We start from the raw sequence: 26597 nt of genomic DNA, 5'->3' as shown, positions 1-26597 counted from the left end.
TTAGTGATGAGCCAGATGCAGATCGAACCGTACCTGAGTCTGATGGCGCAAAAGGCCGCCTCGGACCTGTTCTTCCTGACCGGCGCGCCCGCGAGCATCAAGGTCGACGGGGTCCTGCAGCCGATCTCGCGCAAGGCACTCGCACCCGGTCAGGCGGAGGCCATCGCGCGCGAGATGATGAACGAGCATCAGGCCGAGATCTTCGAGCGCGAGACCGCGGTCAACTTTGGTATCTCGCGTTCCGGACTCGGGCGCTTTCGCGTGAATGTCTATCGCCAGCGCGGCGAGGTCGCGATGGTCATTCGCTTCATCCGCATGTCCATCCCGACCATCGAGCAGCTTGGGCTGCCCCCGGTGCTGGAGGAATTCGTCTCGCACCATGACGGGCTGGTGCTGATCGTCGGCGCGACCGGGACCGGCAAGTCCACCACGCTCGCCTCGATGATTGATCACCGCAATACGCACTCCAGCGGCCATATCCTGACCGTCGAGGACCCGATCGAGTTTCTGTTCACGCACAAGCGTTCGATCGTCGGTCAGCGCGAGGTCGGGATCGACACCCCGAGCTACGATCACGCCCTGCAGGAGGGGATGCGCGAGGCCCCGGACGTGATCATGATCGGCGAGGTGCGTTCCCGCGAGACCATGCGTGCGGCCCTGACCTACGCCGATACCGGCCACCTGGTGCTGACCACCCTGCACGCGACCAATGCCACCCAGGCGCTCGATCGCGTGATCAATCTATTCCCCGAGGACAACCGCTCGCAGATCCTCTCGGATCTGTCGCTGAACCTGCGCGCGATCATCGCCCAGCGCCTGTTGCAGACCAAGGACGGACAGCGTGTGGCTGCGCTGGAGATCATGGTGAACACGCCGTATATCTCCGAACTGATCCGCGACGAGAAGATCAGCGAGATCAAGGAGATTATGGCCAAGGGCAGCTCGGTGGGCATGCAGACCTTCGATCAGGCCATCGTCAAGCTGTTCAAGGGTGGCCGAGTGATGCTGGACGAGGCCCTGAACAAGGCAGACTCGCGTGCCGACCTCGAATGGCGCCTCAACTTCGGCGGCGGCGTCTCCGCGGCCGACGAGGCCGAGGAAGACCTTCAACTCCCCGACCGGTAGGATGCGCTGAGCGAAGCGAACCGCATCACCCTCGGCTCCTCAATGTGGATCTCGGAGGGGCGCTCCCCAGTGTCCGGCGCTTACCAAGAACCCCTCCGTGCGTCCTGTCCCTCAGGCCCGCGCAGGCTCCGGGAACACCTCGGCGGCCGCAAACACCGGCCCATCCACGCAGACACGCTTCATCGCCACGCCGTCGGGGGTGCGCACCGGTACCGTGCAGCCCGCGCAGCCACCCACTGCACAGGCCATGAATTCCTCCAGCGAGACCTGACAGGGCAGGCCGAACTCCGCCGCCAGTTCCGCGCAGGCCTCGAGCATCGGGTGCGGGCCGCAGGCATAGAGCTCGACCTGATCACGTTCCACAGGCGAGAGCGTCTTGAGCCAGGCGCGGGCGAGATCGGTCACGAAGCCGTCATGGGCACCGGGGATGCCTGCCTTCGAGGTCAGGCGGCAGGCCACGCCCCAGTCCTCCAGCAGCGGCAGGGTCGCGATCGCCCCGTCCGGCAGCCCTGGCCAGAGGATTTCCGAGGGCTTGGCCCGAAACGGGAACGGCACCTCGGAGCCGAGGATCGCGCGGGTCTGGCCCGCCTCGCCCTGGCGGCGCAGGTGATCGGCCAGAAAGATCATCGGCGGGATCCCGACGCCACCCCCGAGCAGCAGCCGCAGCGGACGATCCGGGTTCAGCCGGAACGGGACCCCGATCGGCCCCAGTACGCTCAGGGAATCGCCCACCGGCTGCTGCGACAGTGCCTGCGTGCCGTCGCCCACGACCTTGTAGAGGAACTCGACCCACCCGGCCTCGCGGTCGACCCGCTGGATCGACAGGGGGCGCCGCATCGGCAGGTTCGGCGAACACTGGATGTGGGCGAACTGCCCGGGCGCGGCGCGCTGCGCGCATTCCGGTGCCTGGACGCGCAGGATCCACTGACCGGCCCCGGCATCCTGGTGATCGAGGATGCGAGCGGTCTCCTGAAAGATCGTGCCGCGGTGGGGGCGTTCGGCGCCGGTGGGGGTCATGCGTTGTCCTTAGGGAAACACTGGATAATGTACACGCTCGCGCTCGAGTCGCTTTTGCGTGCGAACAAGGCGCGGTGACTGCCGTGCAGTGACTCTGCACAAGGGAGCCGCAACGCCGTGCGCGCGCAAAAGCGGCCGAGCCCCTGCTTTAATGGCTTGTGGGGTTGGCATCCCAGGTTCCCCGATCCGGCGTTGCGCCGCTTGCGGGTAGAACCACTACCCGCTGCACGACGCGCCTTGTCTCGGAAAACCTGGGGTGCCAACGCGAGCGTGTACATTATTCAGTGTTTCCCTTAGTGGGCTGGGTCCAGGCCGGACGGCCCGCTACCCAGGTCTCGCGAACCTGGCCGGAGAAGGTCCAGCCGAAAAACGGCGAATTGCGCCCGGCGCTCAGCCAGTCCTGCTGTCGGACCTCCTGAAGCGCGGTGGGGTCATACAAAACGAAATCGGCGCGCGCGCCGGCGCCCAGCCGGCCCTGTTTGAAACCAAGAATTTCCGCGGGCCCGGACGTCACGCGCGCCAGTGCTTCGCCCAGGCTGAGAAGGCCATCCTCGACCAGGCGCAGGGTCAGAGGCAGCAAAGTCTCCAGGGCCGAGATGCCCGGCTCGGTACCGGCGAACGGGCCGAGCTTGGCGTCCGCCTCGTGCGGCTGGTGGTCCGAGCAAATGGCGCTGATATCGCCGCGCGCGACGGCTGCTCGCAGACCGTCACGGTCGCGTTGGGCCCGCAGCGGCGGGATGACATGGCCGTTCGGGTCGTATTCGGCCACGTCGACTTCGGTCAGAAATAGCTGGTGGGCGGCGACGTCGGCGGTGATCGGCAGGCCTTCGGCGCGCGCCTTGGCGATCATCTCGGCCCCGCGGCGCGTCGACAGCCTTGCGACGTGTACGCGCGCCCCGGTCTGTTCGACCAGGGCCAGGATGGCGCCCAGCGCGGCGGTCTCGGCTGCCTCGGGGATGCCCGACAGGCCCAGGCGCGTGGAGACCGCGCCTTCGTGCATGCAGCCCGAGCCGGTCAGCGACAGGTCCTGGGCGGGCAGCACGATGGTCAGGCCGAAGGTGGTCGCATATTCCAGGGCTCGGCGCAGCACCAGCAGGCTGGCCAGCGGCTTGTGGGCGTTGCTCACACCGCGGGCCCCCGCCTGCTGCAGCGCCGCCATCTCGGCCAGCTGCTGCCCCTCCAGGCGTTGTGTCAGGGCGCCCAGGGTGTAGACCCGCACGCCGCAGGCCTGCCGGGCGCGGCGCGCAATCAGCTCGATTTCGGCCGGGGAGTCGATGGGCGGATCGGTATCCGGGGGAATCACGGTGCTGGTGATGCCCCCGCGCGCGGCGGCCAGCGTCTCGCTGGCGATGGTGGCCTTGTGCTCCTCGCCGGGCTCGCGCATGCGCGCGGAAAGGTCGATCAGGCCGGGGAACAGCCACAGCCCGCTGCCATCAATGCGCCGGCGCGGCTCGAAGCCGTCCGGTATCTGGCCTCGCGCAAGGATCTCGGCGCCCTGCACGCAGAGCGCCCCGACCTCGTCGTAGTCGTCCACCGGGTCGATGATTCGTACGTTCTCGATCAGCACACTCATGACTGATGCGCCCCCATCACCATGGACATCACGGCCTGGCGGACCGAGATGCCGTAGGTCACCTGCTGCAGGATCACCGAGTGCGGCCCGTCCGCCACAGCGGACTCGATCTCCACCCCGCGGTTGGCCGGGCCCGGGTGCATCACCAGGCAGGTGGGGTGCGCCAGTTGCAGGCGGCGCGAGGTCAGTCCGAACAACTGGTAGTACTCATGCTCGGAGGGCAGGTGGGCGTGCTCCATGCGCTCGCGCTGCAGGCGCAGCATGATGATCACGTCGACGTCCTTCAGTCCCGCGTCGAGGTTGTTGTAGACGTGCACGCCGAGTTGGTCGACATCCGCCGGCAGCAGCGAACAGGGCGCGACCACGCGCACTTCGCCGGTCTGCAGGATGTTGAGCGCGTGGATCTGCGAGCGCGCCACGCGCGAGTGCAGGATGTCGCCGACGATCGCGACCTTCAGCTTGGTGAAGTCGCCCTTGTGCCGGCGGATGGTGAACATGTCCAGCAGGGCCTGGGTGGGGTGCGCGTGGCGGCCGTCTCCGGCGTTCAGCACGCTGATGCCGGGGGCGACATGGCGGGCGATGAAATGCGCGGTCCCGCTCTCTTCGTGGCGTACCACGAACATGTCCACGTTCATCGCCTCGAGGTTGCGCAGAGTATCCAGCAGGCTCTCGCCCTTGACCGCCGAGGATGTGCTGATGTTGATGTTGAGCACGTCCGCGGACAGGCGCTTGGCGGCCAGTTCGAAGGTGGTGCGGGTACGGGTGCTGGCCTCGAAGAACAGATTGACGATGGTCTTGCCGCGCAGCAGTGGGACCTTTTTGACCGCCTTCTCGTTCATGTTCGCGAACGACTCGGCGGTATCCAGGATCTCGTTCAGGAGATCGCGGTTGAGGCCCTCGATGGTCAGCAGGTGGCGCAGCTGGCCGTCATCGGTCAGCTGCAGGCGATTGGGCAACGGGCCCGGCTCCGGCAGGCGGGCAGCCCCGGCCAGGACCGGGGTAACCACGGTATCGCTCATGCGTCGGCGTCCCCGTCGGTCTCCAGGGTGACGCGCTCCAGGCGCAGGGGTTCGGGGCCGCGCAGCTTGATCTGCTCCCGGGTGCCGAGTTCCATGTGTTCCCCGACGATCGCGGCGGCGATCGGCAGCTCGCGCCCGTCGCGCTCGACCAGCACGGCGAGCGTGACCGAGGCGGGGCGCCCGTAGTCGAACAGCTCGTTCAGGGCGGCGCGGATCGTGCGCCCGGTGTAGAGCACGTCATCCACCAGCAGGACATGCACGCCGTCCAGGTCCTCCGGCAGCTCGGACGGGCGGACCTGCGGATGCATGCCGATGCGGGAGAAGTCGTCGCGGTAGAAGCTGATATCCAGCTTGCCCAGTGGCCTTTCCACCCCGAGGCGTTCGCGCAGGTGCTCCGCGATCCAGACACCGCCGGAGTGGATACCGACCACCATCGGGTTGTCGATCCCGCGCTTGTCCAGATACTGGCGTGCCTTCTCGGCCATGCTGTCGAGCAGGGTTGGGACGTCCGGCGTCTTCATGCGTTCTCCTGAAACCAGCCTTCGAGGATGACCGCGGCAGCGTGGGCGTCCAGCCCCGGGTCGTGGCGTCCCCGCCCGCTGCGCTCGCGGGCCAGGTGCGATGTCAGATGCTCGTCGTACCAGTATACCGGTTGCCCGTAGCGCGCTTCGAGGGCGGCCCCGAACGCGCGGATGCGTTTCGCCAGCGGCGTGGGCTTCCCGTCCGCCTGGGTGGGCCAGCCGACGACAAAGCCCTCGGGTGCCCACTCGCTCACCAGAGTGTCGATCACGGACCAGACTTCCGGTGAATCGGTGTTGAGCGTGCGCAGTCCGCGCGCGGCGCCGGTCAGTTCCTCGCCCACCGCGATCCCGATCCGCCGGCGGCCGTAGTCGAAGGCCAGAAGCCCCATGACGTTGCCGGGCCCGCCTCAGGCGTGGCCGGGCGCGGAACTGATCAGGTTGACGTCGATGCCGATCAGCTTGGCCGCCGCGGCCCAGCGCTCGGCGCTGGGGTGGTCGAACAGGATGTCGGCATCGGCGCGGGTGGTTAGCCAGGCGTTTTCGGCCAGTTCGCTCTCGAGCTGCCCCGGTCCCCAGCCGGCGTGTCCCAGGGCAATGAGGACGCGGCTCGGGCCGCGGCCCTCGTTGATAGCCTCCAGGATGTCGCGCGAGGTGGTCAGCACGATGGAGTCGGTGATGGGCTGGCTGCCCCGCCACTCGGGCTTTCCAGTGTGCAGCACGAAGCCGTGCTCGGGCTGGACCGGGCCGCCCCGGTAGACCGGGATCTCCGGCAGCTCGTCGCGAGGCTCGAGATCAACGTGTTGCAGCAGGTCGCGCAGCGACAGCTCGGTGGGCTGGTTGATTACCAGCCCCAGGGCCCCTTCGGCGTCGTGATCGCAGATATAGGTGACCGCATGGCTGAAGTAGCCATCATTCAGGCTCGGCATCGCGATCAGGAAGTGATCGCGCAGGCTGGCCGCGCTCGAGCTGGAAGGGGCTTGCGTCATGTGTTCAGTATCGACGCTGCTCCGTGATGCCGCAAGGAACTCGAGCCCGGATGTTCCTCGTGTCTTGCTAGCGAATCTGCTCCATCTGGTCGCGGCGGAAGGCCCAGGTCCGGGTGATCACGAGTTCGTCGTATTCCTCGCGCATCTGTTCGGTAAACGGGGCATAGGGCGCGGCCAGCTCCACGATGCGCATCGCGGCCTGGTCCAGCACCGGCTCGCCGGAGCTGCGGGCGATCTCGATGTCCATCAGCTCGCCATCCGGATTCAGGCGAACCGACAGTACCAGCGTGCCGGACAGGCCCCGGCGGCGGGCCTGGTCGGGGTAGTTCAGGTTGCCGACGCGCTCGACCTTGTTGATCCAGGCCTGGAGGTAGGCGGCCTCCGGTGCGCTGCGTGCAGCAAGGCTGTCGAGGTAGCGGGTGCGGGTGGCGCGGGTGGAGAATTCGCGGCGCTCCTCGGCCGGGGCGGCGCGCGCGGTGTCCAGGCCCCGGTTCATCAGCGCGGCGGCCGACGGGCGTTCCTCCGCCTCGGGCGATTCGATCGGGTCCGGTTCGGCGACCTCGGGGGCAGTCGGTTCCGCTTCGTCCGTCTCGGCCTCCACGGCCTCGGGTTCGGGCTCCGGTTCCGGCTGGGCGGGCTCCATTACCAGTGGCCCCGGGTCTGGCAGCGGGGCTTCGACGCCCTCGGGTTCCGGTTCGCCGACACCCTCGGTCTCGGCCTCCGGGGATAACGCCTCCTGCACTTCCTCGCCTTCGCCGCTGGCGGCCTGGTCTTCGGTGGCGATGCGTTCGACCTCTTCCGGCTCTGGCGCCTGCGCGTCCGGGTCGGTCACCCAGGTCACGTCCAGGGGCTCGCGGGAAGGCGTGTCCAGTGGGTCCACGGCGAAGCCGATGCCGAGGATGATCAGGGCATGCGCGACCACGGCCAGAAACAGCATCGGGCCCAGTTGGCCGCGACGCTGCGGAGATTCGGGTTCAAGGGTGCCGTGCGAGACGGACATGGCGCTGGATCCGGGGGTCTGCGAGCACGTGTGCTGCCAGTATACCGGTCACGCTGCCGGTAATCAGAGCGGCCAGCAATAGTGGGGGTAGCACCAGTGGCAGGTTCGGGTGGGGGATGATCACGCCCCAGGCCAGCAGGAACTGGCCGGTGATGTGCGCCATCGCCGCGGCGATGGCGAGGCCCAGCGCGCCGATATGCCGAGGTGCCAGTGGGCGCAGCAGGCCGAGCGCGGCCAGGGCGGCCAGGGCCCCGGCCAGCGACAGCCAGAAGGTGGGGCTCATCAGCGTGCCGAGTAGCAGGGCGGCGCCAACGACCCGGATCAGGGTCACCGCCACCGCCGCGCGCCAGCCGAGGGTCAGCAGGGCGATCAGGGTCACGATGTTCGCGAGCCCCGGCTTGATGCCCGGAACCGGGCTCGGGATCGCCGCCTCCAGAATCTGGACGCCAATAGCGATGGCGGCCAGCGCGGCGATCGCACGGTCGCGCTGTGTCAGCGTGTCGGGGGTGGAGGCGGTCACGCCGGGCTCAGTAATGAAGGCTGTCGTAGCCGGGGCCGCGGCCCTGCACCTGCAGGGTCAGCCGGTTGGGCAGGCTGACCGCGATCTCGCCGTGTCGCTGCAGCCAGCCGCTGTTCTCGCAGATATTGCGTGTACCGGGGGAGTCGGCGCAGCGGGCCCTGCCCGGCTCGATCTGCACGCGGGTGATGCCGGCTGGGCCCTGAATCTCGATCTCGCGGGTGCGGTCCAGGGGTTCCTGCCGCGGCGGCTCGCCAGTCTGGGTGATGACCAGCATGGAGGCCTCGCTATCCGGCAGGTAGGCGAGGGCAAAGGCCGCGACCACAACGCCACTGGCCAGGGTGGCGATCACCCCGTCGCCCCAGCGCAGGCCAGAAAACGTCACGGCAGTTGGCGCTCCTCGAGCGAGGGCTGGCCTTCTTCCAGGCGCACGCGTTCGGCCATCGCCGGGGTCGCCTCGATGCGGTCATCGAGTACCACCAGGGCGGCCTCGATACCCATCTTGCGGGCGTAGCGCGGCCATTCCTCGGGGCCGGCAATCATCAGCGTGGTCGCGGCGGCGTCGGCCAGGGCGGGGTCGCTGTGCAGCACGGTAGCGCCGTGGATGCCTTCGCTGGGGCGCCCGCTGCGCGGGTCGATCACATGGTGGATGTGTTCGCCTTCCCATTCGTAGCCGCGCTCGTAGTCGCCGGAGCTGAACAACGCCTCGCCTGCATCAAGCTCGATGCTCCCGAGAATGCCGCCCTGCGGGTGGCGGATCGCGACCTGCCATGCCCGGTCCGTGGGGCGACCGAGGGTCATGAGGTCGCCACCGGCGTTGAAGATCGCGGCCTCCACGCCCTGGCCCTGCAACAGGTCGAGCATGCGTTCGACGGCGAGACCCTTGGCGAGCCCCCCGAAGTCCAGTTGCAGGTCCGCGTGCTGGCCGCGCAGACGTACCCCGTTGCGTTCGACGTCGCGCATGCTGGGCGTATCCTCTAGCAGCGCCTCCAGGGTGTCGTCGTCCGGTGGCGGGCCCTCGGGCTCGTCCTGATGAAAGCCCCAGGCGGCGATCAGCTTGCCCAGCGCCGGGTTGAACAGGCCGTCGCTCAGCTCTTCCATTTCCTTGCCACGTTCGATCAGTGGCAGGACAGAGGGCGGGGCGCTGAACTCGGCCCGAAGCGCCAGCAGTTCATTGGTACGTCCGAGCGATCCCGGCTCCCAGGCATGCCAGGAGGTATGCAGGATCTCCAGTTCGGCCTGCAACTCGGATTCCAGCGCCTCCAGGTCGTAGGCCCCGGCGGGGTAGAGCGTGACATCCACGATCGTGCCGAAGGCGAAGAAATTCAGGGTCTCGGTGTCCGGTGTGTCGCGGTCGCAGCCGGCCAGGGCCAGCGCGGCGAGCAGGATCGGTCCAAGGAAGGCCTGGCGGGTGCGCGGAAACGGGATCGGCATGGGCATCACCTCGCGGGGTCAGGGATGGGTCAGGTAGTCGATGAAATGGCCGGCGAGATCGTCGCCGCGGGCGGCATCGAGCTCACGCACGCCGGTGGGGCTGGTGACGTTGATCTCGGTCAGGTAGTCGCCGATCACGTCGATGCCGACGAAGTCCAGGCCTCGGCGCTTGAGCTCGGGGGCGATCTGCGCGCAGATCCAGCGGTCGCGATCGGTCAGGGGAACGGCTTCGCCACGCCCGCCGGCGGCCAGATTGGCCCGGGTCTCGCCCTCGGCCGGGATCCGTGCCAGTGCATGATCGTAGGGTTCACCCCCGATCAGGATGATGCGCTTGTCGCCGGCGGTGTATTCCGGCAGGAAGCGCTGGGCGACGATGGTGCGCCGGTCGAATTCGGTCATGGTCTCGAGGATGACCGAGAGGTTGGGGTCGCCCTCGCGGATGCGGAACACCGAGGCCCCGCCCATGCCGTCCAGCGGCTTGACGACGATGTCGCCGTGGTGCTCGAGGAAGGCGCGGATGCGCGCGCGGTCGCGGGTGATCAGGGTCGGTGGCCCGCAGTCGACGAAATGCGTGGCGAAGGCCTTCTCGTTCACGTCGCGCAGGGCCTCGGGTCGGTTGACCACGCGCACGCCGTCCCGCTCGGCCAGGTCCAGGGCGTAGGTGGCGTAGATGTACTCGAGGTCGAACGGCGGATCTTTGCGCATCAGCAGGAGATCGAAGCGGCTGGCGTCGCCTTCTTGCTCGGGCCCCAGGGTGTAGTAGTCCTCGCGCTGGTCGCGCACTGCCACCGGGCGGCTGCGGACCTGCGCGCGCCCCTCTTCGATCCACAGGTCGCCGGGTTCCAGGTAGTGCAGGCGGTGCCCGCGTGCCTGGGCGGCGAGCAGCATGGCGAAGGTGGTGTCCTTCCAGGGCTTGATGCTGGTGATTGGGTCCATCAGGACAGCGATGTCATGCGCCACGAGCGGTTCCGCGGTGTCGAAGTGTGGCCCGAGTATGCCATGTCATCGCGGCCCTCATGGATCTCCGTCGAGGCAGGGCAACTGTGTGCGCTCGCTCGCACTCCTTGCGCTGCTCGCGGGGGCAGGCAATATCATTGGGTGCTGTTTGTCACGGACTCGAGCTTCCGATAGATTCGGGGGCGCAGAGAGCCTTCAGGGGGAGCAGGGTGGCGAACGCACTGGCAGAAGCGGAATCGGCTGCCGAGTTTCAGGGGCTGAAAGTCATGGTGATTGATGACAGCAAGACCATTCGGCGCACCGCCGAATCCTTGCTGCAGAAGCACGGTGCGGACGTGATTACGGCCGTGGATGGCTTCGAGGCCCTGTCCAAGGTGGCCAACTCCAACCCGGATATCATTTTCATCGATGTCATGATGCCGCGTCTGGATGGCTACCAGACCTGTGCCCTGATCAAGAACAACAAACGGTTCCGGGCTACGCCGATCATCATGCTGTCGAGCAAGGACAGCGTATTCGACAAGGCCAAGGGCCGCGTGGTTGGCTCCGAGGATTACCTGACCAAGCCCTTCACCCGGGATGACCTCCTGGGTGCGATGCGCCAGTACACTCGCCCGGCAGGAAGCTGAAACCCGCCGCACCACAAGATGCCGACAAGGAACGACCCATGGCCCGCATCCTGATCGTTGATGACTCCCCGACCGAGATCCATGTCCTGCGCACCATGCTGGAAAAGCATGGCCATGCCGTGACCACGGCTGAAAGCGGCGAGGAGGGCGTGGCCGCGGCCAAAGCACAGGTCCCGGATCTGGTGCTGATGGATGTGGTGATGCCGGGGCTCAATGGCTTCCAGGCCACCCGCGACTTGTCGAAATCCGACGAGACCTCGCATGTACCCGTGGTCGTGGTGTCCACCAAGGACCAGGCCACGGACCGGGTCTGGGCCATGCGCCAGGGGGCCCGGGACTACATCACCAAGCCGGTGGCGGAGAAGGAGCTGCTGCAGACCATCGGGAAGTACCTCAACGCATGAAGGTCGAGAGGTCCACGCCCTACGCCCTGCTCGCGAGTCTTGATCGCGAAGGGCGTCGCGTGAACCGTGAACTGCGACGGGATATCGGCACGGGCTGGCGCGGGGTGTTGCTCCGTGTCGCCGATTTCCGTTTTCTGGTCGACATGGACTCGATCGCCGAGGTGGCCGATCCGCTGTCGCTGACGCGCGTGCCGCTGGCGGATCCGGCCGTGCTGGGTGTGGGGAATCTGCGCGGGCTGGTCCTGCCGGTTTTCGATATGGGCAAGCTGCTGCTGGACACCCCGCTGCCGCACGACGCGAGCGGGCAGCGTGTGGTGGTGGCCCCTCAGGGGCACGGGATGGCCGGGTTGCTGGTGAGCCAGGTCGAGGGCATGCGTCGCTGCATTCCTTCGCAACGGCGACTGGAGGTGTCGGTGCCTGATGGCGTGCGCCCCTTTATTACCGGCGGATTCGATCTCGGGCACCGACTGCACCCGGTGCTGGATCTGGATCTGCTTTTGAATGACACCAATCGCTTTGCCGGCATGGAGCTGGCTGGGGCATCGAATACCGAACAGACCGCGGCAGCTGTATAAGCGGAGCCGACGGGCTGCAACAGGGGGTTTGACGTATGGGATCGAGTCGACGCTTGCGCAATATCGTCCTCGGGGGGCTGCTGGTGCTGGCCCTGATCGCGACGGGCGTGGCCTTTACCTACCACGAATTCGAGCAAAGTCAGTATCGCGACCGTGTTGCCCTGGCCAGCGAGATGCAGCTGCTTTCGCAGCGATTGGCGACGGGTACCCTGGAAGCGGCCGGGGGCTCCGAACAGGCGATTACCGATATCACGGAGTTGCGTAATCGCTTCGACGACCAGCTCGAGCGCCTGCGCGATGGTGGCGACGGCCTGCTGCCGCTGCCGGAGGCGGTCTCCAGTGAGCTCGCGGCCGTCAATCGCGAGTGGTCGCTTTATCGCGACGACGTCACCACCGTCATCGTGGGCTCGGATGATATCGAGCAGGTGACGGAATTCTCCGAGGCGGTGGAGGCCTTCTCGCCGGAGCTGGCACGCCTGTCCGATGACGTCGTGCGGCGCATGGTCCAGATTGGGGAATCGCCGGAGCAGATCTATGTGGCCTCGCGCCAGACGATGCTGATTCAGCGTATCGCCAACAACCTCAACCAGGTGTTGCAGGGTGGTGCGGCCGCGGCCACCGCGATCGAGCGCTTCGAGCGTGATGCCACGCTGTACGGGCGTGTGCTCGACGGCCTGATCGAGGGCTTCGAGCCCCTGGGCATCGAGCGTGTTAACGATGCCGAGACCCAGCGCACTCTGCAGGAGATCGCGACCCTGTTCATCGCCTTCAGCGAGGCGGTCGAAGGGGTGCTGGATACCTCGTCGCAGATTTTCGAGATCAACGCTGCGGCCTCGGCCGTCGAGGCCCGCTCGGGGGCAATGCTGGACGTGACCGGTGGCCTGGAAGTCGCCCTGAACCGGGAGGCCGAACAGGCGGGTGTGATCGCCCTGGTCGGCTTCGCCCTGGGTGGCCTGGCGCTGTTGCTGCTGATCGCGATGGGCCTGTTCCTCTATCGCGACACCAAGCGCGAACTGGCCGAGACCGAGGCGCAGAATGAACGTAACCAGCAGGCGATCCTGCGCCTGCTCGACGAGATGATGAACCTCGCCGACGGGGATCTCACCGTCAACGCGACCGTGACCGAGGACTTCACTGGCGCGATCGCGGACTCGATGAACTACGCGATCGAGAACCTGCGAACGCTGGTCGCGACCATCAACACGGTGGCGGCGGATATCAGCGAATCCTCGGCCGCCACCCGCTCGCAGGTGCTCGGGCTGGCCGAGAAGTCCGAGGAACAGGCCCGCGAGATCCAGCAGGCGAACGACGCGATCGACGAGGTGAGCCATTCGGTCGACAAAGTCGCGCAGGATGCCGGGCAGTCGGCCCAGGTGGCACGAAACTCCGTGGAAATCGCGTCCAAGGGGGCGGCCACGGTGCGCCGCTCGATCGAGGGGATGGACACTATCCGCGAGCAGATCCAGGAGACCGCGAAACGGATCAAGCGCCTGGGCGAATCCTCGCAGGAGATCGGCGACATCATCGGGCTGATCAATGACATCGCTGAACAGACCAACGTGCTTGCGTTGAACGCGGCGATCCAGGCATCCGCCGCAGGCGAGGCGGGCCGCGGGTTCGCGGTGGTGGCGGACGAGGTCCAGCGCCTCGCGGAACGCTCCTCCGGGGCGACCCGTCAGGTCGAGGGTCTGGTCAAAGCGATCCAGGCGGATACCAGCGAGGCGGTCTCGTCGATGGAACAAAGTACCGCCAACGTGGTGTCCGGGGCCGAGATGGCCCAGGCAGCGGGCGAGGCGCTGGCCGAGATCGAGCAGGTCTCTGCCGATCTGGCGGACCTGATCGACGGTATCGCGAACTCGGCGCGCCAGCAGTCCGAGATGGCGCGCAACGTGACCTCGATCATGGGCCAGATCCGCGAGATCACCTCGGAGACCACCCAGGGCACCCAGTCCACCGCGGCCGCCATCGGCGACCTGGCGCAACTGTCCGCGCAGCTCCAGTCCTCGGTGTCGGACTTCAAGCTCCCCGACCCGACGCTACCCGAGCCTGGCGAGGCTGCCGCCGAGCCCGATGCGTCGTCCGAGGAAACCGTCCCGAACGAGCAGCGCGCCTGACGCCGGGCCGCAGATATGGCACCCAGCGCACTGAATTGGGTCCGCGACGAACTCGACAAGCTCTTTGTCGAGCTCCAGGACGCCCTGCGTCGTTATGCCGAGGACCCCGCCTGTGGCGAGTGTCTGGAGGAGGCCCGCGCGGGACTGGAGCAGATTCGCGGCACTCTGACCATGGTGCAGGTCGAGAGCGTGGTCCTGATCTGCGACGAGATGTTGCAGGTGATGGATCTGCAGCAGGGGGCCGAGCCGCCCAGCCCGGAGGCAACCGAGGCGCTCTTGCGTGCCGCGCTGCAGTTGCCCGACTACCTTGAGCAGGAGGGCGACTCGGAACTGCCTTCGCCGATGATCCTGGTCCCGCTGCTCAACGAGCTGCGGGCAGCGCGGGGCGCCACCTTGCTGATGGACGTCGCGGCCCTGATGCCGGATCTGCAGGCGGTGGACGACGGTCGCGTTGGGGCCGGTGGCGAGGCGCCGCAGCCTCAGGAGCGCGCACGGCGCCTGCAGGAGGCTCGTCGGGGATTTCAGCGCGAGCTTCTCGAGCTGGTCCGCGGTGATGTGACCGCGGCGGCCCGCCGCCTGAAGCCCGTTGCACAGCAGATCGAGGAAATGGTCCCGCCCGGGGATCTCCGGCGCCTGTTCTGGATTACCGGTGGCATCCTGGAGTCGCTCGCCGACGAGGGCCTCGAGGCCGGTACCGACATTCGCCGCCTGATCGGGCGCGTGGACCGCGAGCTCGGGCGCTACCTGGGCATCCTCAGCGAGCACTGCGAGTCGCACGACGATGGCTCGGAGCCCGATCACGCCATTCCGGATGACCTGATCAAGACCTTGCTGTTCCACATTGCGGGGTCAAGCTCCGATGGCGAGCAGGCGCGCGCGGTGCGCGAGGTGTTCGGTCTGCACGCGCTGCAAGGCGACGACGGCGGAGGGGTCGGCCAGGCGGTTTATCAGAATCTGCGCGCCGCCCTGGAAGATGACCTGGCCGAGGTGCGAGAGCGCCTGGATGTGCTGATGCGCTCGGAACAGCGCGGCCACGAGGAGCTGGCCAGTCTGAGCGAACAGGTCGAGCGTATCGGCTCGACCCTGAGCCTGCTCGGCCTGGAGGCGGGGCAGCGCCACACCGATGCCCTGACAGAGACCCTGACGCCGGAGCGGGCCGGGCACTCCGATGAACAGGTCGACATGGAGTTGGCCGAGCATCTCCTGGCGCTGGAGTCGCTGCTCGAATCGGGCCTGCGTCGGCGCGCGGCCAGCGGCCCGCGTGCCGACTTCGATCGCCATCTGGCCGCGGCGGTCTACCAGGAGGCCCTGGTGGACGTGCGGCGTGTGCGCGATACCTTGCTTGGGTACCTCTCCGGGGAAGGCGCGGATAACGGGTTGCGCGAGGCCCGCGGTGCGCTGGAGCGGGTCGACGGTGCGATGTCGATCGGTGGTTTCGAGGCCCTGCAGGCCCTGTTGCAGCCGTTGATCCGCTACCTGGAGGCCCGCGCTGACGCCGGGCTGGCGGCACAGGACCTGGGCGAGGACGAGGTCGGGGCGCTGGCGGAGGTGTTGAGCTCGATCGAGCTGGCGCTGGAGTCCTCCGGGCAGCCCTGGCGCGAACTGGATAGTGTCCACGAGCGGGGCGTGGCCGCACTGCAGCGTCTGGGTGCCATCTCCGGTGGCGATGGGGCCGAACGCCCCGTTTCACTGACCGATGTGTCCGTGGGTGCGAGCGGGGAAGGGGCCTCGCCGGGTGACGACGTTGAAGAGGTCGCGGGACAGGAAGAGCCGCTGGCCGTGTTTGGTGAGGCCAAGGAGAATATCCCGGAGCAGGAGACAGTATCCGAAACCAATCCGGCCCCGGTGCAAGTCTCGAGTGCAGAACATCTGCATTACGACGAGTCTGTGTTGTCCTCGCAGGTCCGGGGGCCGGATATCGATCCCGAGATTCTCGATATCTTCCTCGAGGAAGCCGACGAGGAGATCGAAAGCCTCGGTGAGCAGTTCCCGCGCTGGCAGGCCGCGCCCTCCGACATGGATGCCCTGACGGTGATCCGTCGTTCCTTCCATACGCTCAAGGGTTCCGGCCGCCTGGCGGGTGCCTTGCGTCTGGGCGAATTCGCCTGGGTTGTGGAGTCATTCCTGAATCGCCTGCTGGAAGGCGGCCAAGAGGCGGACTTCGCGACCATCCAGGCACTTGAGGATGCGATTGCAGTCCTGCCGGGCCTGGTAGCAGAAGTCCGGGATGATGCCGGCCCGGACACCCCGGTGCTGGATATCGCCTTGCGTCTGCAGGCACTGCTGTCCGGCGAGATGGAGCCGGCGGAAGAAGCCGCCGAGGTGCCGGCCGGTGCCGAGGACGATTTTGCCGAGCTCGCGCGCAGTATGGATGCCCTCGAGCCTGCCGCAGGCGGGGCCGAGCCCGAATGGCCGGCGGCCCCCATTCTGGAGGCCCCGGAAGAAGAACTGGAGTCGGCGGAGCCGCTCGACCTGGATTCACAGGAGCTGGGGGTGTCGCTGGACGGGCCCGAGGCCGAGCTCAAGTCGGGTGTCCCCGTGGAGCCCGCGCTGGAAACGAACGACGAAACGCTCGAGTTGCCCGAGGACGCGGGTACTGACCCGCAACTCTGGCAGGTGTTCTCGGCCGAGGCCCGTACCCATCTGGCTACCCTTCGCGAATGGATCGACGCGTCCGGGAACCGGCCCGACAGGGTGCCGAATCACGAGCTCGAACGTGCACTGCATACCCTGAACGGTAGTGCCCGAACGGCCGATATCCGCGGCATCTACGCCGTTTGCGGGCCGTTCGAGCGCATCGTGCGCATCCATCGCGAGATGGAGTGGCCGCTGGCGGCGCGAGCTCAGACTCTGCTCGCCGAACTCGAGCGCTACGTGGCAGATGCAGTGGCCGACGAGCACCCTGACCCGGTCAAGACGGAGGCACCACCCGAGTGGTCGCCCGAGGTCTACGAGCTCCTCGACCATGCGACCGCCGAGCAGTTGCTGCGTGCTGCCGACGAGGATGCCGCCGAGCAGGTCTCCGAGCCGCCACAGTCGGATGGGCTCGGATCGGCGCTCGAGCCACCGCAACCGGATGTCGAGTCCGCGACGCCTTTGACGCCCGAGCCAGCGGAGGCCGAAGCGGTGGGCGCCGAGCCCGACGGCCGTCCGGGGCCGGATCAGAATGCCTTCCAGCGCGAGGTGCATACGCTGAAGGGCAGTGCCCGGATGGCTGGTTTCGAGGTGGTAGGGGCGATTGCCCATGCCCTGGAAAGTGCCTTGGGCGTGGAGACCGAGACCGGACTGGAGCCCCGAGAAGGATTCTTCCGGCTGGTCGAGCGCGCATTGACCGATGTCCAGCACCTGGTCGAGCGCGGGGTCGGTAGCTGGCAGACGAACGAAGAGGCCAGCGAGACCCTGCCGGCGTTGCGCGAGTGGGCATCCGGTGGCGGCGAAGAGTTCGAGAGCCAGCCGGCCGCCCGCAGTGAGGCCGAGGAGATCGAACCCGCGGCCCTCCTGGCGGACGACGACGAGTCGGAGACGGTCGCGCACCCCGTGCCGATGGAGGCGCGCCGTATCCAGGACCAGGTGCGCATGGATGCCGAGGTGCTGGATGCGCTGGTCAATCATGCCGGCGAGCTTGCGACCTTTCATCGTCGCTTCGAGCAAACCGTGGGTCGCGTCGAAGGTCAGGTCGATGAACTGGAGCGGACGATCGCTCGCTTGCGCGAGCAGCTGCGCAAGCTCGAGATCGAGACCGAGGCGCAGATTCTGTTCCGGGTCGAGAAGGAGAGCGGTGACGAGGCGGTGGATTTCGATCCGCTGGAGATGGACCGCTATTCCGGGATCCAGCAGCTCTCGCGTGCGCTGGCCGAGAGTGTCAGTGACCTTGAGGCCCTGAAGCAGGACGTGGGTGACGAGCTACAGAATGCCGGCGGCATCCTGCTGCAGCAGCGTCGCGTGGGGACCGATCTCCAGGACCAGCTGATGCGCCAGCGCATGGTGCGGTTCGCACGTATGGCCCCGCGCCTGCGGCGCGTGGTACGCCAGGCCGGCGACGACATGGGCAAGTCGGTCCGTGTGGAGTTTTCCGGGCAGGGGGCCGAGCTCGACCGCGCATTGCTGGAACGGCTGGTCGCCCCGCTTGAGCACCTGCTGCGCAATGCGATTGCGCACGGGATCGAGGACAGCGACGCGCGGCGCGCGGCCGGCAAGTCGGAAACGGGCCAGATCGGGGTGTCGCTCGAACAGTCAGGCAGCGAGATCCGCCTGCAAGTGACGGACGATGGCGCCGGGATTGATGCCCATGCCATCCGCACGCGAGCCGTGGAGCGCGGGCTGCTGGCCTCCGATGCCGAGATTACCGATGCCCAGGCCCTGCAATTGATCCTGCAGTCCGGGTTCTCCACCGCCGCGGAGGTGTCGCAGGTGGCCGGTCGCGGGGTGGGGTTGGACGTGGTGAACAGCGACGTCAAGCAGCTGGGCGGCACGCTGGAGATCGAATCCACGCCCGGACGAGGCTCGCGCTTTACCATGCGGTTGCCGTTTACGCTGGCGATCTCGCAGGCATTGCTGGTTCAGGTGGGCGAGGAGACCTTCGCCGTGCCCATGGCGTCCGTGGAGGGCGTCGTGCGGGCGCATGCGGACGAGGTCGTGGCCAGCGGCGACGGGCATGTGAGCTATCCTTACGCGGGTCAGGACTATGCCGTGCGGGCCCTGGGTGACCTGATGGGGATCGAGACGCAGGCCAGCGCCAGCCATCTGCCGGACCACGCGTTCCCGCTGTTGCTGGTGCGCGCTGACGATCAGCGCGTGGCGCTGCGGATCGACGGGTTGCTGGGAAGCCAGGAAGTGGTCGTGAAATCGGTAGGCCCGGTCTTGAGCCGCATCCCGGGGGTCGCTGGTGCGACCCTGCAGGGCGATGGCTCGGTCATGCTGATCCTCGACTTGAGCATGCTGGTGCGTTTCGCGGCGGCTACGGCGGGCACCGTCGACACGGGTATGCCGGCGGAGATTGCCGGCGCCCCACGCGTCATGGTCGTGGATGACTCGATCACCATCCGCAAGGTCACCGCGCGTCTGCTCGCCCGCCATGGGTACGATGTGGTCACGGCCCGCGACGGTCTCGATGCCGTGACGATGCTGGAGGAGCGGCGACCGCAGCTGATCCTGCTGGATGTGGAGATGCCGCGTATGGACGGCTTCGAGTTCGCCGCCCATGTCCGCGACCATCCGGAGCTGAGCCAGGTGCCGATTATCATGATCACATCGCGCAGTGGCACGAAGCATCGCGAGCGGGCCTCGCGGCTGGGCGTCAATGGCTATCTGGGCAAGCCGTACCTGGAGAATGACCTGCTGGACGAAATCCGGCGTCATCTTGAGGAGGTCGTCGCATGAGTGAAGAGACCCGCGCGCCGTCGGTCGAGTCGGTGATTGTGCAGCTGGACACCGGGTCCATCCTGTTGCCGCGTAGTGCCTTTCTCGAGGTCACCACCCGGGCAGGTGCCGTGCAGACTGATCACGAGCACGCGGACATCCCCTGGCTGGAGCCCACGCTGATCTGGCAGGACGTCCAGGTGCCCGTGGTCAATGTTCACCGACTGTTGTATCCCGAACACCCAACCGAGGATGCGCAGCGTCGGTTCACCCGTCTGCTGGTCATGCAGGCCATTACCCAGCCGGAGCGGCTGCCGTTTTATGCGCTGGAGGTGCGCGGCACGCCACATCCGGTGCGCATCACGCCGCAAAACATCTATGCCGTCGATGAGGCGGATGCCTCTCCGTGGGCGTGGCGGGTAAAGGCGTCGGGAGTGACCAGTCACCTGCTGCGACTTGATGCGATCGAGGATCGCTTGCTCGAGCTCTCGCAGCCGGAAACGGCATAGGCCGACGGCCTCGAACGTCAGGTGAGGGCCGCCCCACCGTCGAGATCCCCGAGCTTCCATTGCACCAGGGTCAAAAGGCTGATCGCGGCCGTCTCCGTGCGCAGGGTGCGGGGGCCCATGGAGACGGATTGAAACCCCGCCTTGCGCGTCTGGAGGCGTTCCTCGTCAGTTAGCCCCCCCTCGGGTCCGATCAGTATCCGTACCCGTCCGGACGTGCCCCCCTTCCCGAACGCGTCGAGTGCCCCGGACAGGGGCGGGCCCTGTTCGTCCGCGACCAGGTCGAGGCCGGGTGAGCTGGCGCCCAGCGCGTCGTCCAGTGTGGCTGGTGGTGCCAGAAGCGGTAGCTCGTTACGGCCGCATTGTTCGGCGGCGGCCTGGATGATCCCGGCCCAGTGGGCATGGCGCTTGTCCAGTCCCCGATGGGCTGCGGCCGAACGGCTGCGTTCGCAGAGCACGGGCCGGATCATGCTGACACCCAGCTCCACCGCCTTCTGGACCGCCAGATCCATATGGTCTCCCCGGGCAATGCCCTGGAGCAGCTCAATGGGGCGTGCGGGTGTGGTGGCGGCGGCGGCGCGCTCGCCCAGGTGGAAGGTGCCGGTGCGCCGTCCGGTGATATCCAGACGGGCGTGGAATTCGTTGCCCTGACCGTCGAACACCCGGCAGGCAGCATGGTTCTTGAGACGCAGGACATTGGTGGCGTAGTGCAGCCGGTCCTGCGACGCGGGAATAGACTGCCCCGCGGCCAGATCCGTGTCGTTGATCAGCAGCCGGGGGCAGCGCATCGGGTGTTACCGACGGTTGTCCAGGTCCAGGTTCTTCCAGATGGTCTCGGTCGGACCGGCCTGGTTCATGGAGTAGAAGTGGATCCCCGGGGCGCCCTTGTCGAGGACGTCGTCGGTCAGGCGCGTGGCGACCTCGATGCCAAACTTGCGGATCGACTCCTTGTCGTCACCGTAGGCCTCCATCCGCTTGCGGATGTAACGGGGGATCTCGGCGCCGCACATCTCGGAGAAGCGCACGATCTGGGTGTAGTTGGTGATCGGCATGATCCCGACAATGATCGGGATGGTGATGCCCATCTTCTCCACCCGTTCCATGAAGGCCTCGTAGGCGTCCACGTTGTAGAAATACTGGGTGATCGCGGCGTCCGCGCCGGCGTCGACCTTGGTCTTGAAGTTCTCCAGGTCTTTCTCGGCGTTCGGGGCCTGAGGATGGAACTCCGGATAGGCCGCGACCTCGATCTTGAACTGGTCGCCGAACTCGGCGCGCACGAACTCCACGAGCTCGGAGGCATAGCGGAAGTCGCCGCCGGAGTTCTTGGTGCCGGACGGCAGGTCGCCGCGCAGTGCGACAATGCGGTTAACGCCGATGTCGCGGTAGGTCGACAGCAGCTCGTGCAGCTCGCCCTTGGTCGAGGAGATGCAGGAGACGTGAGGGGCGGCCGGGATGCCGTCGTTGTCGATGATGTCCCGGACCGTCTCCAGGGTGCGGTCGCGGGTCGAGCCGCCGGCGCCGAAGGTGACGGAATAGAACTCGGGATTCAGTGCGCCCAGGCGCTTGCGGGCCTTGGCCAGTCGTTCGGCCCCGGCCTCGTCCTTGGGCGGGAAAAACTCAACGCTGAAGACGCGTTTTTGGGTAGACATGTTTGTCCTCCAGACAAAAAGAAGGCGGACCGCACGAACATGCGGCCCGCCTCGGCGTTCACATTAGCAACGAATTGAAATGTGAGGCTGGCCGATCAGTAGCGGTAGTGTTCCGGCTTGAACGGGCCATCCACCGACATACCCAGGTACGCCGCCTGATCGTCGGTAAGACGGGTCAGGTTGGCGCCCAGCTTGAACAGGTGCAGCTGTGCGACCTTCTCGTCCAGGTGCTTCGGCAGCACGAAGACGTTCTTGTCGTACTGGTCACCCTTCGTCCACAGCTCGATCTGGGCCAGGGTCTGGTTGGTGAAGGAGTTGGACATCACGAAGCTCGGATGACCGGTGCCGCAGCCCAGGTTCACCAGACGGCCTTCGGCCAGCATGATGATCCGGTTGCCGTTCGGCAGGATGATGTGGTCAACCTGCGGCTTGATGTTCTCCCACTCGTACTTGCGCATCGCGGCCACGGCGATCTCGGAGTCGAAGTGGCCGATGTTGCAGACGATGGCCTGGTTCTTCATGCGGGTCATGTGATCTTCGGTGATCACGTCCTTGTTACCGGTGGCGGTAACGAAGATCTCGGCCTTGTCGGCCGCGTCTTCCATCGTGACCACGCGGAAACCTTCCATGGCGGCCTGCAGGGCGCAGATCGGGTCGATCTCGGTGACCCACACGGTGGCACCCAGGCCGGCCAGCGACTGAGCCGCACCCTTGCCGACGTCACCGTAGCCACAGACCACGGCGATCTTGCCCGCGATCATCACGTCGGTGGCGCGCTTGATGGAGTCCACGGTGGACTCGCGGCAGCCGTACAGGTTGTCGAACTTGGACTTGGTGACCGAGTCGTTGACGTTGATCGCCGGGAAGGCCAGCTCGCCGTCCTTCGCCATCTGGTACAGGCGATGGACACCGGTGGTGGTCTCTTCGGTCACGCCCTTGATCTTGGCGAGCTGCTCGGAGTACCAGGTCGGCTGCTTGGCCAGACGATCCTTGATCGAGGCAAACAGGGCGACTTCTTCTTCGTTCTCCGGGTTGGAGATGACGGACTGGTCCTTCTCGGCCTTGGCGCCGATGTGCAGGAGCAGCGTGGCGTCACCGCCGTCGTCCAGGATCATGTTGGCGCCGCCGTCGAATTCGAAGATGCGGTGGCAGTAGTCCCAATACTCTTCCAGGGTCTCGCCCTTCACGGCGAAGACCGGGGTGCCGTTGTCGGCGATCGCGGCCGCGGCGTGGTCCTGGGTGGAGTAGATGTTGCAGGAGGCCCAGCGTACGTCCGCACCCAGGGCTTCCAGGGTCTGGATCAGAACCGCGGTCTGGATCGTCATGTGCAGGGAGCCTGCAATCTTGGCGCCCTTCAGCGGCTTGGAGGCCGCGAATTCTTCGCGGGTCTGGATCAGACCGGGCATCTCGGTCTCGGCGATCGCAATTTCCTTGCGGCCGAACTCGGCAAGGTTGATGTCCTTGACGACGTAATCGGTGGTTTTCTTGTCGTTCATCACAGCATTCATGGATCAACTTCTCCGGTTATCTGGATGAGCGCCGTGTTCACGTTTCAGGGGGGCATCCGGCTGAGCCTGACGGTTAAACCGCTGCAGCGCTCCTCAGCCGGATGGGTATTTCGCTTACAAAATGTCGGGTGCTTTTAGAGGCCCGCCATCTTCTTAAGTTCCTCGGCCTTGTCGGTACGCTCCCAGGGGAGGTCGACGTCTTCGCGGCCGAAGTGACCATAGGCGGCGGTCGCCTTGTAGATCGGGCGCAGCAGATCCATCATCTGGATCAGGCCCCACGGGCGCAGATCAAACACTTCGCGCACGAAGCCTTCAATCTTGCGATCGTCGACCTTGCCGGTGCCGAAGGTGTCGACGGTGATCGAGGTCGGCTCGGCCACGCCGATGGCGTAGGAGACCTGGATCTCGCACTTGTCGGCCAGGCCGGCGGCGACGATGTTCTTGGCCACGTAGCGGCCGGCGTAGGCAGCGGAACGGTCCACCTTGGACGGGTCCTTGCCGGAGAACGCGCCACCACCGTGACGGGCCATGCCGCCGTAGGTGTCAACAATGATCTTGCGGCCGGTCAGACCGGCGTCACCCACCGGGCCCCCGATCTCGAACTTGCCGGTCGGGTTGATGTGGATCTTGTCGTCGGAGACCTGGCTCAGCCATTCGTTCGGCAGCACCTTCTTGAAGATCTCTTCGTAGATCGCTTCCTGCAGATCCTTCTGCGAGATGTCCGGGCTGTGCTGGGTGGACAGGACCACCGCGTCCAGGCCGGCCGGCTTGCCGTCTTCGTAGCGCAGCGAGACCTGGGACTTGGCGTCCGGGCGCAGCCACGGCAGCTTGCCGCTCTTCATCAGTTCGGACTGGATACGCACCATCTTGTGGGCGTAGAAGATCGGGGCGGGCATCAGCGTATCGGTTTCGCGCGCGGCGTAGCCGAACATCAGGCCCTGGTCACCGGCACCCTGGGTGGCGCGGTCGGAGACGTCGCGGTCCACGCCCATGGCGATGTCCTGGGACTGTTCACCCAGCACGTTCAGCACGGCGCAGGTCTTGCCGTCGAAGCCGACGTCGGAATCGTTGTAGCCGATCTCGCAGACGGTCTCGCGCACCAGGCGCTCGTAATCGATCTGCGCGCCGGTGGTGATCTCGCCCAGCAGCATGACCATGCCGGTCTTGGTGGCGGTCTCGCAGGCGATACGCGCATGCGGATCCTGCTCGATGATGGCGTCGACGATGGTGTCGGAGACCAGGTCGGCCATCTTGTCGGGATGGCCCGCGGAAACCGATTCCGAGGTGAAGATGTAATCGTTGGACATTAGGCGTTCCTTTGTGGGTCGTTTCGATTTAGTTTTGCGCAAAACGACCAGTACTGTAACGCAACTCGACGAGATTTTCTAAGCCCCCCTCCCGGTGTTTGTGGGGCCCCGGGCCGCACGAATCCCGTTGAGACCGCGTTCTGGTGCGCCCTGGCGCCGACTTGCCCCGATCGCGGAAAGTGGCCAAAATGCATCGCCTTTGCTGGGGCTGCTCGGGCCATTCCGTGTCTTTGAGCGCCGGCAGGATCTGTGTGCCCTCGATCGGTCGACCTGTCCGGGTCTGGCCGCCGCTGGTGCCCCGCGCCGCTGATCGCCGCCAGCCGAACCCAAACACTATTTCGAAAGAGCAGGAGTTCAGCATGCCGACCCGTAGAGAGCTTGCCAATGCCATTCGCGCCCTGTCGATGGATGCCGTCCAGAAGGCCAATTCCGGCCACCCGGGCGCGCCGATGGGGATGGCGGACATCGCCGAAGTGCTGTGGAACGACTACATGCAGCACAACCCGGGCAACCCGCACTGGCCCGACCGCGACCGCTTCGTGATGTCCAACGGCCACGGCTCCATGCTGGTCTACTCGCTGCTGCACCTGACCGGCTACGACCTGCCGATGGACGAGCTCAAGCAGTTCCGTCAGCTGCACTCCAAGACCCCGGGCCACCCGGAGTACGGCTACACCGCGGGTGTGGAGACCACCACCGGTCCGCTGGGCCAGGGGATCTCCAACGCGGTGGGCATGGCGCTGGCCGAGAAGATGATGGCTGCGCACTTCAACCAGCCCGGGCACGACATCGTCGACCACAACACCTACGCCTTCCTCGGCGACGGCTGCATGATGGAAGGGATCTCCCACGAGACCTGCGCGCTGGCTGGCACCCTGGGCCTGGGCAAGCTGGTCGCCTTCTGGGATGACAACGGCATCTCCATCGACGGCGAAGTGGAAGGCTGGTTCACCGACGACACCCCCGGCCGCTTCGAGGCCTATGGCTGGCACGTCGTGCGTGGCGTCGATGGTCACGACGCCGATGCGGTCAAGGCCGCGATCGAAGAGGCGCGCAAGGAAACCGGCAAACCGAGCCTGATCTGCTGCCGCACCGTGATCGGCTTTGGTTCGCCGAACAAGTCCGGCAAGGAAGAGTGCCACGGCGCCGCCCTGGGTGACGACGAAATCGCGCTGACCCGCAAGGAACTGGGCTGGAACCACGCCCCGTTCGAGATCCCGAACGACATCTACGAAGGCTGGAGCGCGAAGGACAAGGGTGCCAAGGCCGAGGCCGAGTGGAAGGAGCGCTTTGCCGCGTACAAGCAGGCGCATCCGGAACTGGCCGCCGAGTTCGAACGCCGTATGGCCGGTGACCTGCCGTCCGACTGGAGCGAAAAGGCCAACGCCTACATCAAGGAAACTGTCGAGAAGGCCGAGAAGGTCGCCTCGCGCAAGGCCTCGCAGAACGCGATCGCCGGCATGGCCCCGGCCGTCCCGGAGCTGCTGGGCGGCTCCGCCGACCTGGCCGGCTCCAACCTGACCATGTATTCCGGCTCCAAGGGCGTCAGCAAGGACGATGCCGCGGGCAACTACGTCTACTACGGCGTGCGCGAGTTCGGCATGGCCGCGATCATGAACGGCATCGCCCTGCACGGCGGCTTTATCCCGTACGGCGGTACCTTCCTGATCTTCTCCGACTATGCCCGTAACGGTATCCGCATGTCCGCGCTGATGAAGCAGCGCGTGATGTATGTCCTGACCCATGACTCTATCGGTCTGGGCGAAGACGGCCCGACCCACCAGCCGATCGAGCAGACCCCGAGCCTGCGCCTGATCCCCAACCTGAACGTCTGGCGCCCCTGCGACGCGGTCGAGACCGCCGTCGCCTGGAAGGCCGGCATCGAACGCACCGATGGCCCGTCCGCGTTCATCCTGTCGCGTCAGGGCCTGCCGCACATGGAGCGTGATGGCGAGCAGCTCGCCAATATCGCCCGAGGCGGCTATGTGCTGAAAGACTGCGACGGCACCCCGGACCTGATCTTCATCGCGACCGGCTCCGAGGTCGAGCTGGCAGTGAAGGCGGCCGAGGAGCTCGCCGGCGAGGGCAAGAAGGCGCGCGTCGTCTCCATGCCCTGCGTCGAACTGTTCGAGCAGCAGGACCCCGCCTACCGCGAGGCCGTGCTGCCGGCCGCTGTGCGCAAGCGCGTGGCCGTCGAGGCCGGCGCCACCGCGGGCTGGTACAAGTTCACCGGACTGGACGGCGCCGTGTTCGGCATGGATCGCTTCGGCGAGTCGGCCCCGGGTGGCGCCCTGTTCGACTACTTTGGCTTCAAGCCGGAGAACGTCGCCCAGATCGCCCGTGACGTGCTGAACGGCTAAGCTTACGTCCGCATCGATTTCGCATAAGCAAGAAAGAG

At 66.5% G+C, this 26597-nt stretch carries 23 protein-coding genes and 1 riboswitch; of the genes, 8 read left to right on the top strand and 15 right to left on the bottom strand.

The window, feature by feature from the left end; all coding sequences use genetic code 11:
- Positions 1-6 precede the first annotated feature (6 nt).
- Complete coding sequence (locus F467_RS0101155) at positions 7-1125, top strand: PilT/PilU family type 4a pilus ATPase (RefSeq protein WP_018138149.1); 1119 nt, start codon at positions 7-9, stop codon at positions 1123-1125.
- A 111-nt stretch (positions 1126-1236) separates the two neighbouring features.
- Here F467_RS0101155 and F467_RS0101150 read toward each other — a convergent pair whose 3' ends face one another.
- The 11 genes from F467_RS0101150 to gshB all read right to left on the bottom strand — a co-directional run bounded on the left by F467_RS0101150 (position 1237) and on the right by gshB (position 10152).
- The gene (locus F467_RS0101150) at positions 1237-2142 is read right to left on the bottom strand and encodes a dihydroorotate dehydrogenase electron transfer subunit (RefSeq protein WP_018138148.1); all 906 of its coding nucleotides are present in this window, start codon (positions 2140-2142) and stop codon (positions 1237-1239) included.
- 277 nt (positions 2143-2419) lie between these two features.
- Complete coding sequence (locus F467_RS0101145) at positions 2420-3715, bottom strand: dihydroorotase (RefSeq protein ID WP_018138147.1); 1296 nt, start codon at positions 3713-3715, stop codon at positions 2420-2422.
- Positions 3712-4734 (bottom strand): aspartate carbamoyltransferase catalytic subunit, encoded by a 1023-nt coding sequence (locus F467_RS0101140; RefSeq protein ID WP_018138146.1) that lies wholly within the window; start codon positions 4732-4734, stop codon positions 3712-3714. The genes F467_RS0101145 and F467_RS0101140 overlap by 4 nt, the downstream gene beginning before the upstream one ends.
- The gene (gene pyrR, locus F467_RS0101135; RefSeq protein WP_018138145.1) at positions 4731-5255 is read right to left on the bottom strand and encodes a bifunctional pyr operon transcriptional regulator/uracil phosphoribosyltransferase PyrR; all 525 of its coding nucleotides are present in this window, start codon (positions 5253-5255) and stop codon (positions 4731-4733) included. The genes F467_RS0101140 and pyrR overlap by 4 nt, the downstream gene beginning before the upstream one ends.
- Entirely contained in the window at positions 5252-5644 is a 393-nt protein-coding gene (ruvX, locus tag F467_RS0101130; protein WP_018138144.1) for a Holliday junction resolvase RuvX, read from the bottom strand. The genes pyrR and ruvX overlap by 4 nt, the downstream gene beginning before the upstream one ends.
- 18 nt (positions 5645-5662) lie before the next feature.
- A complete protein-coding gene (locus F467_RS0101125) occupies positions 5663-6241 on the bottom strand; it encodes a YqgE/AlgH family protein (RefSeq protein WP_018138143.1) in 579 nt (192 codons plus the stop codon).
- Positions 6242-6308: 67 nt separating this feature from the next.
- A complete protein-coding gene (locus F467_RS0101120) occupies positions 6309-7241 on the bottom strand; it encodes an energy transducer TonB (protein WP_018138142.1) in 933 nt (310 codons plus the stop codon).
- Positions 7216-7761: a Gx transporter family protein gene (locus tag F467_RS0101115; protein ID WP_018138141.1), complete on the bottom strand. Its 546-nt coding sequence runs from the start codon at positions 7759-7761 to the stop codon at positions 7216-7218. The genes F467_RS0101120 and F467_RS0101115 overlap by 26 nt, the downstream gene beginning before the upstream one ends.
- A 7-nt stretch (positions 7762-7768) precedes the next feature.
- Positions 7769-8143, bottom strand: coding sequence for a NusG domain II-containing protein (locus F467_RS0101110; protein ID WP_018138140.1), 375 nt, complete (start codon positions 8141-8143; stop codon positions 7769-7771).
- Entirely contained in the window at positions 8140-9192 is a 1053-nt protein-coding gene (locus F467_RS0101105; protein ID WP_018138139.1) for an FAD:protein FMN transferase, read from the bottom strand. The genes F467_RS0101110 and F467_RS0101105 overlap by 4 nt, the downstream gene beginning before the upstream one ends.
- A gap of 18 nt (positions 9193-9210) precedes the next feature.
- Complete coding sequence (gene gshB, locus F467_RS0101100; RefSeq protein ID WP_018138138.1) at positions 9211-10152, bottom strand: glutathione synthase; 942 nt, start codon at positions 10150-10152, stop codon at positions 9211-9213.
- Between the two features lie 206 nt (positions 10153-10358).
- Here gshB and F467_RS0101095 point away from each other — a divergent pair, with 206 nt between their 5' ends.
- From F467_RS0101095 to F467_RS0101070, 6 genes are read left to right on the top strand one after another with little or no spacing between them, the layout of a single operon-like run.
- Positions 10359-10778, top strand: a complete 420-nt coding sequence (locus F467_RS0101095; RefSeq protein ID WP_018138137.1) for a PleD family two-component system response regulator — start codon at positions 10359-10361, stop codon at positions 10776-10778.
- A 38-nt stretch (positions 10779-10816) separates the two neighbouring features.
- The gene (locus F467_RS0101090) at positions 10817-11182 is read left to right on the top strand and encodes a PleD family two-component system response regulator (protein WP_018138136.1); all 366 of its coding nucleotides are present in this window, start codon (positions 10817-10819) and stop codon (positions 11180-11182) included.
- On the top strand, positions 11179-11757 hold the full coding sequence (locus F467_RS0101085; protein ID WP_018138135.1) for a chemotaxis protein CheW: 579 nt from the start codon (positions 11179-11181) through the stop codon (positions 11755-11757). Before F467_RS0101090 ends, F467_RS0101085 begins: the two co-directional genes overlap by 4 nt.
- Before the next feature lie 35 nt (positions 11758-11792).
- Positions 11793-13871, top strand: a complete 2079-nt coding sequence (locus tag F467_RS0101080; RefSeq protein ID WP_038049531.1) for a methyl-accepting chemotaxis protein — start codon at positions 11793-11795, stop codon at positions 13869-13871.
- A gap of 15 nt (positions 13872-13886) precedes the next feature.
- Positions 13887-19250 (top strand): Hpt domain-containing protein, encoded by a 5364-nt coding sequence (locus tag F467_RS0101075; protein WP_018138133.1) that lies wholly within the window; start codon positions 13887-13889, stop codon positions 19248-19250.
- Positions 19247-19738 (top strand): hypothetical protein, encoded by a 492-nt coding sequence (locus tag F467_RS0101070; protein WP_018138132.1) that lies wholly within the window; start codon positions 19247-19249, stop codon positions 19736-19738. Before F467_RS0101075 ends, F467_RS0101070 begins: the two co-directional genes overlap by 4 nt.
- Before the next feature lie 17 nt (positions 19739-19755).
- Here the strand turns inward: F467_RS0101070 and F467_RS0101065 are convergent, their stop codons facing one another.
- From F467_RS0101065 to metK, 4 genes are all read right to left on the bottom strand, one after another.
- Complete coding sequence (locus F467_RS0101065; protein WP_018138131.1) at positions 19756-20523, bottom strand: 16S rRNA (uracil(1498)-N(3))-methyltransferase; 768 nt, start codon at positions 20521-20523, stop codon at positions 19756-19758.
- A 6-nt stretch (positions 20524-20529) separates the two neighbouring features.
- Positions 20530-21384, bottom strand: coding sequence for a methylenetetrahydrofolate reductase [NAD(P)H] (metF, locus tag F467_RS0101060; RefSeq protein ID WP_018138130.1), 855 nt, complete (start codon positions 21382-21384; stop codon positions 20530-20532).
- Between the two features lie 95 nt (positions 21385-21479).
- Positions 21480-22892, bottom strand: coding sequence for an adenosylhomocysteinase (gene ahcY, locus F467_RS0101055; RefSeq protein ID WP_018138129.1), 1413 nt, complete (start codon positions 22890-22892; stop codon positions 21480-21482).
- Positions 22893-22911: 19 nt separating this feature from the next.
- Positions 22912-22993, bottom strand: a riboswitch (S-adenosyl-L-homocysteine riboswitch).
- Positions 22994-23026: 33 nt separating this feature from the next.
- The gene (gene metK, locus F467_RS0101050; protein WP_018138128.1) at positions 23027-24199 is read right to left on the bottom strand and encodes a methionine adenosyltransferase; all 1173 of its coding nucleotides are present in this window, start codon (positions 24197-24199) and stop codon (positions 23027-23029) included.
- A gap of 359 nt (positions 24200-24558) precedes the next feature.
- On the opposite strand from metK, the gene tkt reads away from it, so the two are divergent.
- On the top strand, positions 24559-26559 hold the full coding sequence (gene tkt, locus F467_RS0101045; protein WP_018138127.1) for a transketolase: 2001 nt from the start codon (positions 24559-24561) through the stop codon (positions 26557-26559).
- The last annotated feature ends 38 nt before the right edge of the window (positions 26560-26597 follow it).

The organism is Thioalkalivibrio sp. ALJ12, from assembly GCF_000378305.1.
Taxonomy (GTDB): domain Bacteria; phylum Pseudomonadota; class Gammaproteobacteria; order Ectothiorhodospirales; family Ectothiorhodospiraceae; genus Thioalkalivibrio.
The sequence above is the reverse complement of the archived record's forward strand: the minus strand, read 5'-3'. Positions and strand labels throughout refer to the sequence as shown.

Bases quoted from the DNA above. Each gene is read 5' to 3' on its own strand.
- F467_RS0101155 (WP_018138149.1), top strand. From the start codon at position 7: ATGAGCCAGATGCAGATCGAACCGTACCTGAGTCTGATGGCGCAAAAG.
- F467_RS0101150 (WP_018138148.1), bottom strand. From the start codon at position 2,142: ATGACCCCCACCGGCGCCGAACGCCCCCACCGCGGCACGATCTTTCAG.
- F467_RS0101145 (WP_018138147.1), bottom strand. From the start codon at position 3,715: ATGAGTGTGCTGATCGAGAACGTACGAATCATCGACCCGGTGGACGAC.
- F467_RS0101140 (WP_018138146.1), bottom strand. From the start codon at position 4,734: ATGAGCGATACCGTGGTTACCCCGGTCCTGGCCGGGGCTGCCCGCCTG.
- pyrR (WP_018138145.1), bottom strand. From the start codon at position 5,255: ATGAAGACGCCGGACGTCCCAACCCTGCTCGACAGCATGGCCGAGAAG.
- ruvX (WP_018138144.1), bottom strand. From the start codon at position 5,644: ATGGGGCTTCTGGCCTTCGACTACGGCCGCCGGCGGATCGGGATCGCG.
- F467_RS0101125 (WP_018138143.1), bottom strand. From the start codon at position 6,241: ATGACGCAAGCCCCTTCCAGCTCGAGCGCGGCCAGCCTGCGCGATCAC.
- F467_RS0101120 (WP_018138142.1), bottom strand. From the start codon at position 7,241: ATGTCCGTCTCGCACGGCACCCTTGAACCCGAATCTCCGCAGCGTCGC.
- F467_RS0101105 (WP_018138139.1), bottom strand. From the start codon at position 9,192: ATGCCGATCCCGTTTCCGCGCACCCGCCAGGCCTTCCTTGGACCGATC.
- F467_RS0101090 (WP_018138136.1), top strand. From the start codon at position 10,817: ATGGCCCGCATCCTGATCGTTGATGACTCCCCGACCGAGATCCATGTC.
- F467_RS0101085 (WP_018138135.1), top strand. From the start codon at position 11,179: ATGAAGGTCGAGAGGTCCACGCCCTACGCCCTGCTCGCGAGTCTTGAT.
- F467_RS0101080 (WP_038049531.1), top strand. From the start codon at position 11,793: ATGGGATCGAGTCGACGCTTGCGCAATATCGTCCTCGGGGGGCTGCTG.
- F467_RS0101075 (WP_018138133.1), top strand. From the start codon at position 13,887: ATGGCACCCAGCGCACTGAATTGGGTCCGCGACGAACTCGACAAGCTC.
- F467_RS0101070 (WP_018138132.1), top strand. From the start codon at position 19,247: ATGAGTGAAGAGACCCGCGCGCCGTCGGTCGAGTCGGTGATTGTGCAG.
- F467_RS0101065 (WP_018138131.1), bottom strand. From the start codon at position 20,523: ATGCGCTGCCCCCGGCTGCTGATCAACGACACGGATCTGGCCGCGGGG.
- metF (WP_018138130.1), bottom strand. From the start codon at position 21,384: ATGTCTACCCAAAAACGCGTCTTCAGCGTTGAGTTTTTCCCGCCCAAG.
- ahcY (WP_018138129.1), bottom strand. From the start codon at position 22,892: ATGAATGCTGTGATGAACGACAAGAAAACCACCGATTACGTCGTCAAG.
- metK (WP_018138128.1), bottom strand. From the start codon at position 24,199: ATGTCCAACGATTACATCTTCACCTCGGAATCGGTTTCCGCGGGCCAT.
- tkt (WP_018138127.1), top strand. From the start codon at position 24,559: ATGCCGACCCGTAGAGAGCTTGCCAATGCCATTCGCGCCCTGTCGATG.